Raw genomic sequence first — 17,148 nt, forward strand, 5'->3', positions numbered from 1 at the left:
CAGTGTACTTAGCTGGCACGTGCAAACCAACGCCCCGCCTGACTGATCACACGCCCCTGCAGTTCCAGCTCGGTGAGTTGCGCCATCACCCGGGGCAATGGCCAGCCGAGGGCTGCGGCCAAACCTTCAGTGGTATGCGCCGCTGCCACCAACGCGCTCAGCAGCGGATCTTGCGATCGTTGCGGTGCTGGCGACGAGGCTGGCGGCAGGCGCTGCCAACCCTGCAAGCCTTCGAGGATGTGATCGATGGTCTCGACCAACTGCGCACCGTCGCGGATCAACTGATGACAACCGCGGGCGCCAGGATGATGAATCGAGCCTGGCAGTGCCCACACTTCGCGACCATGCTCGGCGGCAAGACGCGCAGTGATCAGCGACCCGCTGGCCGGACTCGCTTCGATGACCAGCACGCCCAGCGACAAGCCGCTGATGATCCGGTTGCGCCGGGGAAAATTGCCGGGCTGTGCCTGGGCCTGCAGGGGAAACTCGGAAACCAGCGCGCCACGGGCCTCGACGATGGCCTGCGCCAAGGCACGGTGCTTCTGTGGATAAAGTTTTTCCAGCCCGGTGCCCAAGACCGCGATGGTATGTCCACCCACGTCCAGTGCACCTTGGTGGGCAGCACCGTCCACACCCAGGGCGAGACCGCTGGTGATCGTGAATCCCGCACCTGCCAGGCTGCGAGCGAAGGCCCGGGCATTGTCCAATCCGGGCGGCGAGGCGCGGCGACTGCCAACCACGGCGATCTGCGGCCGCTCCAGTACGCCGGGGTCCCCGCGCACGAACAGCAGCGGCGGTGGATCGGCGATCTCCTTGAGCAGGGCCGGGTAGTCGGGCTGGTCCCACATCAGCAAATGCTGGTCCGCACGCTCTAGCCAGGCCATCGCAGCCGCAGCGGATTGATGAATGCCGGGGTCGCGGCGGGCCTGGGCGCTGGCGTCGCTGCAACCTGCACCGCGCCATTGCACGGCCGAGGCATCGAGCGCCGAACGCGCACAGCCGAAGTGCGCAACGAGCTTGTGAAAGCGTTGCGAGCCAATGTCGGGGAGTAGTTGCAAGCGCAGACGCGCTTCGAGTTCGGAACAGGTGTGGGTGTTGCTTTCGAAAAGCGGCATCCGATCATCCTTGAATCGGCAGGCTCGCAAGCAGCTGGACAAGCTGTGGATAACTCTGTGCACAAAAGTATCGGAATGCGCCTGGGCACGATCCTCTCGTACCCAGGCGCCAGGTGCGGCTACGGGTTGCCTACCTTGTCCATCACTGCCAACGAGCGGTTGGCGTTGAGGATCAAACCATAGCTCAGCTTTTCATAAGTGCGGAACACCATGAGCAGACCGGAACGCTCGTCCGGGACCTTGATCTGCTCGCCAGTGATACGATCGCGCACTGTCTCGCCGGTCTTGTAGACCGCCAGAACGTTGCCTTCGCGCAGCCCGTCGCGCGTTCCGCGGTTCAAGGTGACCACGTCGTACTTGCCGATCTGTGTAACACCTCGTGGCACATCAATGATCACACCATGGATGTCCGACTGCGGCGCGCTGGGAAAAAATGTTGAATTGACCGCACGCTGTTCATCGCTGAACAGCCGATCGCCCAGGCGAACTTCTTCGCGCGAGCGCTGCAGGACCAGGGTAGAAATGTCACCTTCGGTCGCGACGATTTCGCCACCACCGATATTGTCGGCGTTGATGCCCAGAAACTCCTGGGTATCGGGATCCGTGTAGGCCTTGCCCTGGCGGAAGATGCCATAGACCGACTGCGCCGGATCGAACGATCCGCGAGCGTAGATGCGGTCGCCCATGCCACTGAGCACCCGCTCGGCATTGCCGGCGACGATGTAGGGTGCGGCGTTGAAATCTTCGACCGAATCCATGATGCGGTTGGTCAGCAGAAAGCTGTTGATCGATTCCAGCGGTATGCTGGGAATGGCTTCGGCCATCGGTGTGGTGCGCACCTTGGGCGAGAGCTTGATGGTGCCGCGCGAGGCGCCGCGCTCGAGCATCAGTTGCGGCTGGCCATCGACGAAGCCCAGCACCAGCGAGTCGCCGGGGTAGATCAGGTCGGGGTTGGCAATCTGCGGATTGGCGTGCCAGAGCTGCGGCCACTGCCACGGCTGGCGCAGAAACTTGCCGGAAATGTCCCACAATGTGTCGCCACGGACCACGGTGTAGCGCTGTGGGTAGCCGTCCCTGAGCTGCACCTGCGCCTGCGTCAGGCCGGACATTGCCAGCAGTAGCAGGGCGAGTAGTGATTTCCTCATGCCGTGAATCCCTTTATCATGTCTGTTCACGCGAAATAACGACTTTACCTCACAGTGCAGCACATACGCATATGGCTATTTTAAACATCCTCGAATTTCCAGACCCGCGCCTGCGTACCGTCGCCAAGCCGGTCACGGTGGTGGACGACAGCGTTCGCCAGCTCATCGATGACATGTTTGAAACCATGTACGACGCGCCGGGCATCGGTTTGGCCGCTACCCAGATCAATGTGCACAAGCGCATCGTGGTCATGGACCTGTCCGAAGATCGCAGCGAACCGCGGGTGTTCATCAACCCCGAGTTCGAGTCGTTGACCGACGAGATGGACCAGTACCAGGAAGGCTGCCTGTCGGTGCCCGGCTTCTACGAGAATGTCGATCGTCCGCAGAAGGTCAAGGTCACGGCGCTGGATCGCGACGGCAAGCCCTACGAACTGATCGCCGAAGGCCTGCTGGCCGTGTGCATCCAGCACGAGTGCGACCACCTCAACGGCAAGCTGTTCGTCGACTACCTGTCCAATCTCAAGCGCGACCGGATCAAGAAGAAGCTGGAAAAACTGCACAAGCAGCAAGCCTGATTCCGGTGCCCCTGTAGGAGCGGTCAATAGCCGCGAACAACGCACCTCGGTGCGTCAGGAAGGGCCCTTTCGCGGCTGCCAGCCGCTCCTACAAAGGGTTGCGGCCCACCTCCAACAGCGAGAACTCCATGCGCATCGTCTTCGCGGGCACTCCCGAGTTTGCCGCCGAACACCTCAAGGCCCTGCTGGCCACCTCCCACGATATCGTCGCCGTGTACACCCAGCCGGATCGCCCGGCGGGACGCGGGCAGAAACTCATGCAAAGCCCGGTCAAGCAACTGGCCCTGGAGCACGGCATCCCTGTGCTCCAGCCAGCGACGCTGCGTGACCCGCAGGCACAGGCCAAGCTGCGTGAACTGGCTCCGGACCTCATGGTGGTGGTCGCCTACGGGCTTATCCTGCCGCAGGCGGTGCTGGATATTCCGCCGCTGGGCTGCATGAACAGTCATGCTTCGCTGCTGCCACGCTGGCGCGGTGCAGCGCCGATCCAGCGGGCGGTGCAGGCTGGCGATGCGCAGAGCGGCGTCACCGTGATGCGCATGGAGGCCGGTCTCGATACGGGCCCCATGCTGCTCAAGGTCAGCACCCCGATCGATGCCCACGATACCGGCGGCAGCCTGCACGACCGTTTGGCGCAGCTTGGCCCGCCGGCCGTGGTCCAGGCCATTTCCGGCTTGGCTGCGGGCTCCCTGCCGGGCGAAACCCAGGACGACAGCCTGGCCAACTACGCGCACAAGCTGGACAAGAACGAAGCACGCATCGACTGGAGCCAGCCGGCCGAAGTGCTGGAACGCCTGGTACGGGCGTTTTTCCCCTGGCCGATCTGCCACAGCACCTTGAACGGCGAGGCCCTGAAGGTGCTGGCGGCCGAGTTGGCCGAGGGCAGCGGTCAGCCGGGTGAAATCCTTCAGGTCGACAAGGACGGGCTGACCGTCGCCTGCGGTGTGCAAGCACTGCGCCTGACCCGCCTGCAGTTGCCGGGCGGCAAGCCACTCAACTTCAGTGACCTGTTCAACAGCCGCCGCGATCGCTTCGTGGTCGGCACGGTGCTGGGCCAATGAACCCGCGTCTGGCGGCGGCCCGCGCGCTCGCGGCAGTGCTCAACGGCAAGGCCTCGCTCAACAGCTCCCTGCCCAAGGAATTGGACAAGGTCGAAGCGCGGGACCGTGGCCTGGTTCAGGACCTGGCGTTCGGCACGGCACGCTGGCAGCCCCGTCTCGACGCACTGGCCGAGCGGCTGCTGCAAAAGCCCTTCAAGGCCGCCGATGCCGATGTGCATGCCCTGCTGCTGGTGGGCCTCTACCAGCTGCTGTACACCCGCGTGCCGGCCCATGCCGCGATCGGCGAAACCGTCGGCTGCGCCGACAAGCTGAAGAAACCCTGGGCCAAGGCATTGCTCAACGCCGTGCTGCGACGCGCCCAACGCGAGAGTGACGCCATTCTGGCCGAACTCGAACGCGATCCGGTAGTACGCACCGCCCACCCGCGCTGGCTGCAGAAATCGCTCAAAGCTTTCTGGCCAGAGCAGTGGGAAGCCATTTGCGCTGCCAATAACGCCCATCCGCCGATGATCCTGCGGGTCAACCGCCGCCATCACGACCGTGATGCCTACCTGGGCCTGCTGGCCGAGCAGGGCGTGGCCGCGCAGGCCTGTGTCCACAGCCGCGATGGCATTGTTCTTTCAGGAGCCTGCGATGTACGCGGGCTGCCCGGTTTCAGCGAAGGCTGGGTCAGCGTGCAGGATGAAGCCGCGCAGTTGGCCGCCGAGCTACTCGACCTGGCCTCCGGCCAACGCGTGCTCGATGCCTGCTGCGCGCCAGGTGGCAAGACATGCCATATCCTGGAAGCCGAACCGGCCCTGGCTGAGGTTGTGGGAATCGATCTCGAAGCGAAACGCCTGGTCCGGGTGCGCGAGAACCTGCAGCGTCTGGGGTTGCAGGCTCATTTGATCGCCGCCGATGGCCGCGATACCTCAGCCTGGTGGGACGGCAAGCCGTTCCAACGCATCCTGCTCGACGCACCCTGTTCGGCCACCGGCGTGATCCGCCGTCATCCCGACATCAAGCTGACCCGCCAACCCGACGACATCCATGCCTTGGCCGTGCTGCAAGGCCAGCTGCTCGACGCCATGTGGCCGACCCTGGAGGTTGGCGGTGTGTTGCTCTATGCCACGTGCTCGACCTTGCCCACGGAAAATACCGAGGTCATCGAAGCGTTCCTCGCTCGCACGCCCGGCGCCCGCGAACTGGACCTGGCCACGTCCGCCGGGATCAAGCAGGCCCATGGCCGCCAATTGCTGGCGCAAGAGGGCGGTCACGATGGCTTTTACTACGCCAAACTGATCAAGATCGCCGCTACACGCGGCCATTGACGGGGAATAACGGATGAAGATCATCATCCTGGGCGCAGGGCAGGTGGGCGGCACTTTGGCCGAGCACCTGGCCAGCGAGGCCAACGACATCACCGTGGTCGATACCGACCCCGAACGCCTGCGCAACCTTGGCGACCGCCTGGACATCCGTACCGTGCAGGGCCGCGGCTCGTTTCCGACCGTGCTGCGCCAGGCCGGTGCGGACGACGCGGACATGCTGGTGGCAGTGACCAACAGTGACGAGACCAACATGGTCGCCTGCCAGGTCGCCTACACCCTGTTCCATACCCCGACCAAGATCGCCCGGGTGCGCGAATCGGCCTATCTCACCCGTGCCGGCCTGTTCGATAACGATGCCATCCCGGTGGATGTGCTGATCAGCCCTGAACAGGTGGTGACCAACTACATCAAGCGCCTGATCGAATACCCCGGCGCCTTGCAGGTCATCGACTTCGCCGGGGGCAAGGCGCAGCTGGTCGCGGTCAAGGCTTACTATGGCGGCCCGCTGGTGGGCCAGCAATTGCGGCAGATTCGTCACCACATGCCCAAGGTCGATACACGCGTGGCGGCCATCTTCCGTCGGGATCGGCCGATCCTGCCCCGCGGCGACACGGTCATCGAAGCGGACGATGAAGTCTTCTTCATCGCCGCCCGCGAAGACATTCGCGCGGTGATGAGCGAACTGCGTCGGGTCGACCAGAGCAACAAGCGGGTGGTCATCGCCGGCGGCGGGCAGATCGGCGAGCGTCTGGCAGAAGCCATCGAAAGCCGTTACCAGGTGAAGATCATCGAGATGAATCCGGCGCGCTGCCGCTATCTTTCCGACACCCTGGACAGCACCGTGGTGTTGCAGGGCAGCGCCTCGGACCGCGACCTGATGCTCGAAGAGAACATCGCCCAGGCTGATATATTCCTGGCCCTGACCAACGATGACGAGGCCAACATCATGTCCTCGTTGCTGGCCAAGCGACTGGGTGCGCGCAAGGTCATGACCATCATCAACAACCCGGCCTACGTCGATCTGGTCCAGGGCGGCGAGATCGACATCGCCCTGAGTCCACAACTGGCGACCATCGGTACGCTGCTTGCGCACGTACGGCGTGGCGATATCGTCAGTGTGCATTCATTGCGCCGCGGTGCAGCCGAAGCCATCGAGGCCATTGCCCATGGCGATGCGCGCTCGAGCAAGGTGATCGGCAAGCCCATCGAAACCATCGACCTGCCACCGGGAACCACCATTGGCGCGATCATTCGCGATGACCAGGTGATCATCGCCCACAGCGATACGGTGATCGAAGCCGGTGACCACGTGATCCTGTTCGTTGTGGATAAAAAATACATCCGCGACGTGGAAAAGCTGTTCCACGTGGGCCTGAGCTTCTTCTGACCCCCGATCCCGCTCCCTCAGGGAGCGGGCTCTCCAGGAGCCCGCTCTGTGAAAGCATGTCGTGTGGGAGCGGGGCGGGCGGCCGAGCCCTCTGCCCGCGAAGAGGCCATCACGCCAGGCCGCTACCTCAATACCACTTCGCCTCACCCGCCGGCCGCTTCTTGAAGCGCTTCATGCTCCACATGTACTGGCTCGGGTAAGCCCGCACATACTTCTCGACCACAGCGCTCATCGCCGCCACCGAGGTGTGCGTATCGGTGCTGTACATGGCCTCGGGCGCCGCTTCCAGAATGACCTTGTAGCCCGAACCGTCCGGCAGGCGCAGCGCATGCAGGAACACCCCGACGGCCTTGCCGCCAGCCAGCATGTTGGGCACGAACTTGCTGGTCAGGGCCAGCGTACCGAGGAAGGGGACGAACATGCCGGCCGATTCGGCCGGTTCCGGGTCCGCCGGAATGCCCACCTGGCCGCCCTTGCGCACCTCCTTGATGACACTGAGGATGCCTTCCTTGGTCGAGGCCGCCACGCGGTTGCCCAATTGCACCCGCTGCTTCTGCAGCAGCTCGTCCACTGCCTTGAGCTTGGGCGGTCGGTAGAAAATGATCGGCTTGCACTGGTTGCAGTAGAAGTGATTGAGCACCTCCCAGTTGCCCAGATGGCTGGTGATGCCGACCACGCCCTTGCCCGAAGCCAGCGCCTGAGTGAGCACCTCAAGGCCCTCGACTTCGCGCACCAGATCGAGCGAACGCTGGGCCGGCCAGATCCAGGCGCAGGCGCTCTCGGTCAACGTCTTGCCGATGTCCATCAGGCTGCGGCCCACCAGACGCTCGCGCTCGGCAGCGTCCAGCTCCGGAAAACACTTGGCTAGGTTGATACGCACCACATCGCGCGACCGGGTCGGCAGCTTCCACATCAGCCAGCCGATGGCGGTGCCGACCCGTTGCACGGTGCGCCACGGCAGCAGCGCGAACAACCGCAAGGCACCGACCATCAGCGCCCCTTTGAACTTATCCACAGATCACTCCTTAATTGCCCAGGCGCTCATTCTAGCCTCAGCCGGCCAGCGCGGCGTAGCGATCGCAATCCCGGGTATGGTCCATGACCATGCCCGAGGCCTGCATGAAGGCGTAGCAGATGGTCGGGCCGACGAAGGTGAAGCCGGCTTTCTTCAAGGCCTTGCTCATGGCTCGGGCCTCGTCGGTTTCCGTGGGGATGTCGCTGCGATCGTGCGGATGATTGATCTTCGGCTGTCCACCGACGAACGACCAGAGAAAAGCCACCGGGTCTTCAAGCTGCAGCCAGGCGCGGGCGTTCTTGCGCACCCCGTTGAGTTTGAGGCGATTGCGCACGATGCCTGGATCCTGCATCAGCTCCTCGATCTGCGCGTCACTCAGTTGCGCGAGGCGCTGCGGGTCGAAGCCGTGGAGCACCTGTCGATAGCGTTCACGCTTGCGCAGCACGGTGATCCACGACAGGCCAGCCTGGAACCCTTCCAGCGAAAGCAACTCGAACAGGGCGCCCGCCTCGCGCAGCGGCACCCCCCATTCAAGGTCGTGGTAGGCCTGGTACAACGGGTCTTGGGTACACCAAAAGCAGCGAGGCATTGGGGCTCCATGGGTAGAGGCGCCGCGGAATCGCGGTATACTCCCGCTCTTTATATTCGCAGCCCTAGAAACAGGTGAATTTCGTGAGCCAGCCTACGCCAGCCGTGCGTACCTTCCAAGACTTGATCCTCGCCCTGCAGCAATACTGGGCCGAGCAAGGTTGTGTGGTGCTTCAGCCCTACGATATGGAAGTGGGCGCCGGCACTTTTCATACCGCCACGTTTCTGCGCGCCGTCGGCCCGGAAACCTGGAACGCCGCTTACGTGCAACCCAGCCGCCGTCCGACTGACGGCCGCTATGGCGAGAACCCCAACCGCCTGCAGCACTACTACCAGTTCCAGGTCGTTCTGAAGCCCAACCCGGACAACTTCCAGGAACTGTATCTGGGATCGCTCAAGCACATCGGCCTCGATCCGCTGGTGCACGACGTACGCTTCGTCGAAGACAACTGGGAGTCGCCGACCCTGGGCGCCTGGGGTCTGGGCTGGGAAGTCTGGCTCAACGGCATGGAAGTCACTCAGTTCACCTACTTCCAGCAGGCCGGTGGCATCGAGTGCTACCCGGTCACCGGCGAAATCACCTACGGCCTCGAGCGCCTGGCCATGTACCTGCAGGGCGTCGACTCGGTCTACGACCTGGTCTGGGCCGATGGTCCGTTCGGCAAGGTGACCTACGGCGACGTGTTCCATCAGAACGAGGTAGAGCAGTCCACCTACAACTTCGAGCACGCCAACGTCGACAAGCTGTTCGAACTGTTCGATTTCTACGAGAGCGAGGCCAAGCGCCTGCTCGAGCTGGACCAGCCCCTGCCGCTGCCCAGCTATGAAATGGTTCTGAAGGCGTCCCATACCTTCAACCTGCTCGATGCTCGCCGCGCCATTTCGGTCACCGCGCGCCAGCAGTACATCCTGCGCGTGCGGACCCTGGCCCGCGGCGTGGCACAGGCCTACCTGATGGCCCGTGCCAAGCTGGGTTTCCCCATGGCGACCCCCGATCTGCGTGATGAAGTATTGGCCAAGCTGGAGGCTGCGCAATGAGTGCTCAAGATTTTCTGGTCGAGCTGGGCACCGAAGAGCTGCCACCCAAGGCCCTCAACACCCTGGCCGACGCTTTCCTGGCCGGTATCGAGAAAGGCCTGCAGGCCGCTGGCCTGAACTACAGCGCCAAGAACGTCTATGCCGCGCCTCGTCGCCTGGCCGTGCTGATCACGGGCCTGGACACCCAGCAGCCGGACCGCAGCATCAACCTTGACGGCCCGCCGTTGCAGGCCGCGTTCAATGCCGAAGGCGAGCCGACCCAGGCTGCGTTGGGCTTCGCCAAGAAATGCGGCGTGGACCTGAGCGAAATCGATCGTAGCGGCCCCAAGCTGCGCTACAGCCAGAACATCGTCGGCAAGCCGACGGCCAGCCTGCTGCCGACCATCGTCGAAGACTCGCTCAACGACCTGCCGATCCCCAAGCGCATGCGCTGGGGCGCGCGCAAGGAAGAATTCGTGCGGCCAACCCAATGGTTGGTGATGCTGCTGGGTGACGACGTCGTCGATTGCACCATCCTGGCTCAGAAGGCCGGACGTGAATCACGCGGTCACCGCTTCCATCATCCAGAGAGCGTGCGCATCAGCTCGCCGGCCAGCTACCGCGAAGACATGCGCCAGGCCTACGTGCTGGCCGACGCTCAGGAGCGCCGTGAACTGATCGCCCGACGCACTGCCGAGCTGGCCACCCAGCAGGAAGGCAGCGCCATCGTGCCACCGGCCCTGCTCGATGAAGTGACGGCGCTGGTCGAATGGCCCGTACCGCTGGTGTGCTCGTTCGAAGAGCGTTTCCTGGAGGTGCCGCAGGAAGCCCTGATCACCACCATGCAGGACAACCAGAAGTACTTCTGCCTGCTGGATGCCGACGGCAAGCTGCTGCCACGCTTCATCACCGTGGCCAACATCGAGAGCAAGGATCCGCGTCAGATCGTCGAGGGCAACGAAAAAGTCGTGCGCCCACGCCTGACCGACGCCGAGTTCTTCTTCAATCAGGACAAGAAGCAGCCGCTGGAAAGCTTCAACGCGCGCCTGGAAAACGTGGTGTTCCAGGCCCAGTTGGGCAGCGTCTACGACAAGGCCGTACGGGTCTCCAAACTGGCGGCCTACATTGCCTCGCGCATTGGTGGCGATGCCCAGCGCGCCGCGCGGGCAGGCTTGCTGTCGAAGTGCGACCTGGCCACGGAAATGGTCGGTGAGTTCCCGGAAATGCAGGGCGTGGCCGGTTACTACTACGCGCTCAACGATGGCGAGCCCGAAGACGTCGCTCTGGCGCTCAACGAGCAGTACATGCCGCGTGGCGCGGGTGCCGAACTGCCCAGCACCCTGACCGGCGCAGCCGTGGCCATCGCCGACAAGCTCGACACCCTGGTCGGCATCTTCGGCATCGGCATGCTGCCCACCGGCAGCAAGGACCCCTATGCCCTGCGCCGTGCCGCGCTAGGCGTGCTGCGCATCCTGATCGACAAGCAACTGGACCTGAACATCAACGATGCCGTGGGCTTCGCGGTCTCGGCCTTCGGCAGCAAGGTGAAGTCCGCAGGGCTGGCCGAGCAGGTGCAGGAGTTCATCTTCGACCGCCTGCGTGCTCGCTACGAAGACGAAGGCATCGATGTCGCCACCTACCTGTCGGTCCGTGCACTGCAGCCTGGTTCGGCGCTGGATTTCGACCAGCGCGTGCAGGCTGTCCAGGCATTCCGCCGGTTGCCCGAAGCGGCTGCCCTGGCGGCGGTGAACAAGCGCGTCTCGAACCTGTTGAGCAAAGCCGACGGCAAGATCTCCGCCACCGTGGAGCCCAAGTACTTCGACAACGCCAACGAGTTCTCGCTGTATTCGGCCATCACTCAGGCCGACCAGGCCGTGGTGCCCATGGCCGCCGAGCGTCGCTACAACGAAGCACTGACCCGCCTGGCCGCCTTGCGCGAGCCAGTGGATGCGTTCTTCGAAGCGGTGATGGTCAATGCCGAAGATGCCAATGTGCGGGCCAACCGCTATGCCTTGCTGGCACGGCTGCGCGGTCTGTTCCTGGGCGTCGCCGACATTTCGTTGCTGGGGTAAGCCTTGAAACTGCTGATTCTCGATCGCGATGGGGTCATCAACCATGACTCCGATGCCTACATCAAATCGGTCGCCGAATGGCTGCCATTGCCTGGCGCGATCGAGGCCATTGCGCAGTTGCACCAGGCCGGCTGGACGGTGGCGGTCGCCACCAACCAATCCGGCCTGGCGCGCGGATACTACGACCTGGCCACCCTCGACGCCATGCACGAGCGCCTGCGCTCGCTGGTGGCCGAGCAGGGCGGCGAGGTCGGTCTGATCGTGCACTGTCCACATGGTCCGGATGACCATTGCACCTGCCGCAAACCGCGTCCGGGCTTGTTGCAGACCATCGCTGCGCACTACGACGTGCCTCTGGCTGGCGTCTGGTTCGTGGGTGATAGCTTGAGTGACCTGAACGCCGCAACGGCGGTGGCTGCTCAGCCGGTGCTGGTGAAAACCGGCAAAGGCCTGCGTACCCTGACCCATGAACTGCCCGAAGGGACGCTGATTTTCGATGACCTGGCGGCAGTCGCCGGGCACCTTATCCACACTTGACGGTACCCACCGCTATGTCGATCCTGCGGGCAATCAGAATCTTTGCCTTTTATCTGCTATTGGGCAGCAGCGCCTTGCTGTGGTGCACGCTGAGCTTCTTCATCGCGCCGTTCCTGTCGTTCAAGGCGCGCTACCGTTTCATCAACGTGTACTGGTGCCGCTGTGCGCTGTGGCTGACACGCGTCATGCTCGGCATCGATGTGCAGATCAAGGGCGCACACAACGTTCCCAAGACACCCTGCGTTATCGTCTCCAACCATCAGAGCACCTGGGAAACCTTTTTTCTCTCGGCCTATTTTCAGCCCCTGAGCCAGGTGCTCAAGCGTGAGCTGCTGTTCGTCCCGTTCTTTGGCTGGGCCATGGCCATGCTGCGCCCCATCGCCATCGATCGCGACAACCCAAAGCTGGCACTCAAGGAAGTCGCGAGCAGGGGGGACACCCTGTTGAAAGATGGGGTGTGGGTGCTGATCTTTCCTGAAGGTACCCGCGTTCCCTACGGCCAGATTGGCAAATTCACCCGCAGCGGCAGCGCCCTGGCGGTGAATGCCGGATTACCCGTATTGCCGATCGCTCACAATGCCGGGCGCTATTGGCCCAAGGAAGGCTGGAACAAACACCGTGGGACCATCGAGGTGGTCATTGGTGAACCGATGTATGCCGAGGGCACCGGCCCGCGAGCCATTGCAGCCTTGAACGAGCGCGTACAGACGTGGAATGAGCAAACCCAGCAGGCCATGGGCGCGCTACCGGAAAAGCCCGAAATCGCACCGACACCGGTTATCTGATTTCTGTGGATAACTTGTGTATTGTTTCTCGCGTAAACTATTTGAAAACTGCGTAACCATTTGTTGGATATGAAGTTTTCTAAAGGCTATAAATCCCTGCCATTGGTGCATAAGTTTTTTGCACGGCGGTGAAAGGTTCGACTTTCGAGCCTTTCACCGCAGCGTCTAGACCTTGTCCAGATCAACGTGCCGCGTTTCCTTCAGACAGAACATCCCCACCACGAAGCTGATCCCGGTCACCAGCACCGGGTACCACAGCCCGTAGAAGATATCCCCCGTGTACACCACCAACGCAAACGAAACCGTGGGCAGGAATCCGCCGAACCAGCCGTTGCCGATGTGATAGGGCAGGGACAGGGAAGTATAGCGGATGCGTGTGGGGAAGAGTTCCACCATCACCGCTGCCAGCGGGCCATAGGTCATGGTAGCGATCAGAATCATGGCAACGATGATCAACACCACCATGGGTTGATTCACCAGGCTCGCATCGGCTTTGGCAGGGTAGCCGGCCTGGGCGATGGCAGCCCGCAACGCCGGCTCGTCATAGCCTATGATGCGCTGCTCGCCGATCGTGATCGCCACATCGCTGCCGTCGGCTGGAGCCGAGGAATACGGCACACCCGATTTGATCAGCAACGTTTTGACCTTGTCGCAGGGACTGTCGAATTTGGCCTTGCCCACCGGATCGAACTGGAAGGTGCAGGTGGCCGGGTCAGCCATGACCGTCACTGGCGCTGTGCGAGTGGCCTGGTCGATCTGCGGATTAGCGTAGTGGCTCAAGCCCTTGAACAGCGGGAAATAGGCAAAGGTTGCCAACAGCAATCCCAGCATCAGGATGGGCTTGCGTCCAATGCGGTCGGACAACCAACCGAAGAATACGAAGAACGGCGCACCGATGATCACACTGATGATCAGCAACTGGTTGGCCAGCGCCGGATCCATCTTCAGCATTTGCGTCAGGAAGAACAGCACGTAGAACTGCGCGCAGTAGAAGGTCACCGCCTGCCCAGCGTTGATGCTGAACAGCGCGGTCAGCACGATCTTCAGGTTCTGCCAGGAACCGAAGGACTCCCGGATCGGTGATTTACTGGTCTTGCCCTCGGACTTCATCTTGGTGAAAGTCGGCGACTCGCTCAGGCTCAGACGAATCCAGGTCGAGATACCCAGCAACACGATCGACAGCAGGAACGGCAGGCGCCAGCCCCAGACTTCGAACTGATCGCCGCTGATGTAGCGGCTGCCCAGCACCACCAGCAACGACAGGAGCAAGCCCAGGGTGGCAGTCGACTGAATCCAGCCGGTATGAAAACCTCGCTTGCCCTGTGGCGCATGTTCGGCCACATAGGTCGCCGCGCCACCGTACTCACCTCCCAGTGCCAGGCCCTGCAGCATGCGCAGGATCACCAGGATGATCGGCGCTGCGATGCCGATGCTGGCGTAGGTCGGGAGCAAGCCTACCGCGAAGGTCGATATCCCCATCAGAATGATGGTCATGAGAAAGGTGTACTTGCGCCCGATCATGTCGCCCAGACGGCCGAACACCAAAGCGCCGAAAGGGCGCACCAGAAAGCCTGCTGCAAATGCCATCAGGGCAAAGATGAAGGCTGTGGTCTCGTTCACTCCGGCAAAGAACTGCTTGCTGATCACCGCAGCCAGGGCGCCGTACAGAAAGAAGTCGTACCATTCGAACACCGTCCCCAGGGACGAGGCGAAGATGATCTTCTTCTCGTCCCGGTTCACGGCAGGCGCGGCCGCCGCGCCCTGTTGCAGATAATCCGCCATATTCGCATCCTCAGTGATTATTGTTGTTGTTCCACTGTTGCTTGTCCCGAGTACTGCCTGTGCTCGGTCAAATCCTTTCCGGCATGTGCAGCGATGTCGCCGGCACAGCTTGCAAGGGCTGTGGATCAAGGATCATCTGCGCAGCCTTTTCGGCGATCATCACCGTCGGCGAGCAGGTATTGCCCGAGACGATTTCCGGCATGATCGACGCGTCCGCCACACGCAGGCCCTGTACGCCACGTACCTTGAGTTGCGCATCCACCACCGCAAGGGTGTCATTGCCCATGCGGCAGGTACCCGCTGGATGAAAGATAGTCGTTCCTATGCGTCCTGCCGCTGCGCGCAACGCTTCCTCACTCTGCACGTCTTTCCCTGGCAGGTATTCCTGTGGAGCAAAGCCTTGCAGTGCCGAGCCTTGAACGATCTTGCGTGTCAGGCGGATGGCATCCACGGCCACCCGGATATCCTCGGGATCGCTCAGATAGTTGGGATCGATCAGCGGCGCTGCATCCGGGTCGGCAGAACTGATATCGACCCGCCCGCGACTTTTCGGGCGCAGGTTGCACACCGAGGCCGTGAACGCAGGAAACCGATGCAGCGGCTCGCCGAAGCGCTCCAGCGACAGGGGCTGTACGTGATACTGAAGGTTGGGGGAGGGCTGCTCGGGGCTTGAGCGCACGAACGCACCCAGTTGGCTGGGCGCCATGGCCAGCGGCCCACTGCGGTCGTATAGGTAGCGCACACCCATGCCGAACTTGCCCCACAGGCTGTTGGCCACTTGGTTAAGCGTGCGTGCATTGCTGACCTTGTAGACCAGACGCAGTTGCAGGTGGTCCTGCAGGTTGCCGCCCACCCCAGGCAGTTCGTGCTGCACCTGGATGCCCAGGCGTTCGAGCAATGGCCGCGGACCGATGCCGGATCTCTGAAGGATGGTTGGGGAGCCTATCGCGCCTGCACAGAGGATGATTTCCCTTCCAGCCTGGAACCGATGGTCCTCACCCTGCCAGCGGGCAACCACGGAGTGAGCACGGCCGTCCTGCAACAGCACCTTGTCCACTCGAACGCCCGTATGCACCGTCAGGTTCGCCCGTTTGAGCGCCGGACGCAGGAACGCCTTGGTCGAATTCCAGCGCACTCCAGCTTTCTGATTGACCTGGAAATACCCACACCCCTGATTGTCGCCGGTGTTGAAGTCATCGATGCTGGCAATCCCAGATTCGGCCGCTGCACTGCGGAACGCATCGAGAATGGGCCAGCGGTAACGCTGCTGCTCCACGCGCCACTCGCCATCGGCGCTGTGGAATTCCGAATTGCCGGCATGGTGGTTTTCGCTCTTGCGAAACAGCGGCAGGACGTCCTTCCAGCCCCAGCCCGGATTGCCCAAGGCTTCCCAGCGGTCATAGTCGCTGGACTGGCCGCGCATGTAGATCATGCCGTTGATCGACGAACAGCCACCCAGGACCTTGCCCCGTGGGTAATTCAGGGCACGGCCGTCGAGGCCCGGTTGCGGTTGGGTCTTGAAGCACCAGTCGGTGCGGGGGTTGCCGATGCAGTACAGGTAGCCCACCGGAATATGGATCCAGGCATAGTTGTCCCGGCCTCCGGCCTCCAGCAACAACACCTTGACCGAGGGATCGGCGGACAGTCGATTGGCAAGCAGGCAGCCTGCAGGACCGGCGCCGACAATGATGTAGTCGTAGACGGATGAGATCGATGGCATGGTGTACTCCGCGCCGTTTTATTGTTCTTGTCGTTCCCCATGTTATTGATTAGCTTCGTGGTGAAAACGAAAGATTTCACCCAGGGGCTGAGCGTTTTCGCACAGCGCACCGCGCAGTTGATTAACAAGGGAAAATCGATGTTCGACTGGAACGACCTGCGCTTCTTTCTCGAACTGCACCGCAGCGGTCGCCTGCTGACCGCCGCCAAGCGCCTGCACACGACCCATAGCACCGTCGCCCGGCACATCGAAAGCATCGAGCGCCATCTGGGTACGCCACTGTTCGTACAGAATGCCCATGGCTACGAACTGACCCCGGCGGGGCAGACGCTGCTCAAGCATGCCGAGGCCATGGAAAACGTGGCGCTTCGCGCGCAGGAAGACATCACGCAGTCGTTCAACCCGCTGGGCAAGATCCGCCTGGGCGTGACCGAAGGGATCGGCATCGCCTTCATCACTCCCCGCATCGGTGAACTGTTCCGCCGCTACCCGGGCCTGGAAGTGGAGCTGGTGGCTGTTCCACGCTTCGTCAGCATCCTCAACCGCGAAGCCGAAATCAGTGTGCACCTGGAGCGTCCCAACGCGGACTTGCTGATTACCCGCAAACTCACCGATTACCACCTGGCCCTGTATGCCAGTGCCGATTACCTCGCCACCGCGTCACCGTTGCGTAGCCGTGAAGACCTGGCACAGCACCGCTGGATCGGCTATGTCGACGACCTGTTGTTCAGTCAGGAACTGCTCATGCTCAACAGCTTCTGCCGCAGCCCGGTGGTTGCCTTCCGCAGCACCAGCGTCCTGGCCCAACAGGAAGCGGCCTGTATTGGTCTCGGCATCGCTGTGCTGCCGGTGTACATGGCTGCCCATGATCCGCGCCTGGTGCGCGTATTGCCTGACGAGACCATTCAGCGCAGCTACTGGATAAGCACCCGGCGCGAGCTACACAAATCGGTGCGGCTGCGCGTGGTCTGGGATTTCCTCCTGCAACTGTGCGCCGACCAGCAAGCCACCTTACTCGCCACCTGAAGCCATGCCC

15 protein-coding genes are annotated in these 17,148 nt (G+C 62.5%); 9 read left to right on the forward strand and 6 right to left on the reverse strand.

Features of this window, described 5'->3' with window-relative positions; genetic code table 11:
• Positions 1-8: 8 nt before the first annotated feature.
• Together dprA and QMX89_RS04075 are read right to left on the reverse strand one after the other, a co-directional pair.
• Positions 9-1,115 carry a DNA-processing protein DprA gene (dprA, locus tag QMX89_RS04070; RefSeq protein WP_282347078.1) on the reverse strand — a complete coding sequence of 369 codons (1,107 nt, stop codon included), beginning with the start codon at positions 1,113-1,115 and terminating at the stop codon, positions 9-11.
• Between the two features lie 119 nt (positions 1,116-1,234).
• Entirely contained in the window at positions 1,235-2,260 is a 1,026-nt protein-coding gene (locus QMX89_RS04075; protein WP_282347080.1) for a LysM peptidoglycan-binding domain-containing protein, read from the reverse strand.
• A gap of 71 nt (positions 2,261-2,331) precedes the next feature.
• On the opposite strand from QMX89_RS04075, the gene def reads away from it, so the two are divergent.
• The 4 genes from def (at position 2,332) to trkA (ending at position 6,596) form a co-directional block, all read left to right on the forward strand.
• Positions 2,332-2,838 (forward strand): peptide deformylase, encoded by a 507-nt coding sequence (gene def / locus QMX89_RS04080; RefSeq protein ID WP_049860474.1) that lies wholly within the window; start codon positions 2,332-2,334, stop codon positions 2,836-2,838.
• Between the two features lie 128 nt (positions 2,839-2,966).
• A complete protein-coding gene (fmt, locus tag QMX89_RS04085) occupies positions 2,967-3,899 on the forward strand; it encodes a methionyl-tRNA formyltransferase (RefSeq protein WP_282347082.1) in 933 nt (310 codons plus the stop codon).
• Positions 3,896-5,209 carry a 16S rRNA (cytosine(967)-C(5))-methyltransferase RsmB gene (rsmB, locus tag QMX89_RS04090; protein WP_282347084.1) on the forward strand — a complete coding sequence of 438 codons (1,314 nt, stop codon included), beginning with the start codon at positions 3,896-3,898 and terminating at the stop codon, positions 5,207-5,209. Before fmt ends, rsmB begins: the two co-directional genes overlap by 4 nt.
• 13 nt (positions 5,210-5,222) lie before the next feature.
• Positions 5,223-6,596 (forward strand): Trk system potassium transporter TrkA, encoded by a 1,374-nt coding sequence (trkA, locus tag QMX89_RS04095; protein ID WP_056844856.1) that lies wholly within the window; start codon positions 5,223-5,225, stop codon positions 6,594-6,596.
• Positions 6,597-6,723: 127 nt separating this feature from the next.
• On the opposite strand, the gene QMX89_RS04100 is transcribed toward trkA, so the two are convergent.
• Positions 6,724-7,611, reverse strand: a complete 888-nt coding sequence (locus QMX89_RS04100; RefSeq protein WP_282347088.1) for a lysophospholipid acyltransferase — start codon at positions 7,609-7,611, stop codon at positions 6,724-6,726.
• Positions 7,612-7,648: 37 nt separating this feature from the next.
• Positions 7,649-8,200 (reverse strand): DNA-3-methyladenine glycosylase I, encoded by a 552-nt coding sequence (locus tag QMX89_RS04105; protein ID WP_282347090.1) that lies wholly within the window; start codon positions 8,198-8,200, stop codon positions 7,649-7,651.
• A gap of 83 nt (positions 8,201-8,283) precedes the next feature.
• Here QMX89_RS04105 and glyQ point away from each other — a divergent pair, with 83 nt between their 5' ends.
• Genes glyQ through QMX89_RS04125 form a run of 4 tightly spaced genes read left to right on the forward strand, consistent with a single transcriptional unit; the run spans position 8,284 to position 12,610 of the window.
• Positions 8,284-9,237, forward strand: a complete 954-nt coding sequence (gene glyQ, locus QMX89_RS04110; RefSeq protein ID WP_043193756.1) for a glycine--tRNA ligase subunit alpha — start codon at positions 8,284-8,286, stop codon at positions 9,235-9,237.
• A complete protein-coding gene (gene glyS, locus QMX89_RS04115) occupies positions 9,234-11,288 on the forward strand; it encodes a glycine--tRNA ligase subunit beta (protein WP_192066334.1) in 2,055 nt (684 codons plus the stop codon). The genes glyQ and glyS overlap by 4 nt, the downstream gene beginning before the upstream one ends.
• 3 nt (positions 11,289-11,291) lie before the next feature.
• Positions 11,292-11,825, forward strand: a complete 534-nt coding sequence (gene gmhB, locus QMX89_RS04120; protein ID WP_056844852.1) for a D-glycero-beta-D-manno-heptose 1,7-bisphosphate 7-phosphatase — start codon at positions 11,292-11,294, stop codon at positions 11,823-11,825.
• A gap of 14 nt (positions 11,826-11,839) precedes the next feature.
• A complete protein-coding gene (locus QMX89_RS04125) occupies positions 11,840-12,610 on the forward strand; it encodes a lysophospholipid acyltransferase family protein (protein ID WP_192066339.1) in 771 nt (256 codons plus the stop codon).
• A gap of 165 nt (positions 12,611-12,775) precedes the next feature.
• Here the strand turns inward: QMX89_RS04125 and QMX89_RS04130 are convergent, their stop codons facing one another.
• Together QMX89_RS04130 and QMX89_RS04135 are read right to left on the reverse strand one after the other, a co-directional pair.
• Entirely contained in the window at positions 12,776-14,392 is a 1,617-nt protein-coding gene (locus QMX89_RS04130) for an MFS transporter (protein ID WP_282347101.1), read from the reverse strand.
• Between the two features lie 67 nt (positions 14,393-14,459).
• Positions 14,460-16,112 carry a GMC family oxidoreductase N-terminal domain-containing protein gene (locus tag QMX89_RS04135; protein WP_282347102.1) on the reverse strand — a complete coding sequence of 551 codons (1,653 nt, stop codon included), beginning with the start codon at positions 16,110-16,112 and terminating at the stop codon, positions 14,460-14,462.
• 138 nt (positions 16,113-16,250) lie between these two features.
• Between QMX89_RS04135 and QMX89_RS04140 the strand changes: the two genes are divergently transcribed.
• Positions 16,251-17,138 carry a LysR family transcriptional regulator gene (locus tag QMX89_RS04140; RefSeq protein ID WP_282347104.1) on the forward strand — a complete coding sequence of 296 codons (888 nt, stop codon included), beginning with the start codon at positions 16,251-16,253 and terminating at the stop codon, positions 17,136-17,138.
• Positions 17,139-17,148 lie beyond the last annotated feature (10 nt).

The organism is Pseudomonas sp. PS01301 (assembly GCF_029960215.1).
Classification (GTDB): domain Bacteria; phylum Pseudomonadota; class Gammaproteobacteria; order Pseudomonadales; family Pseudomonadaceae; genus Aquipseudomonas; species Aquipseudomonas coleopterorum.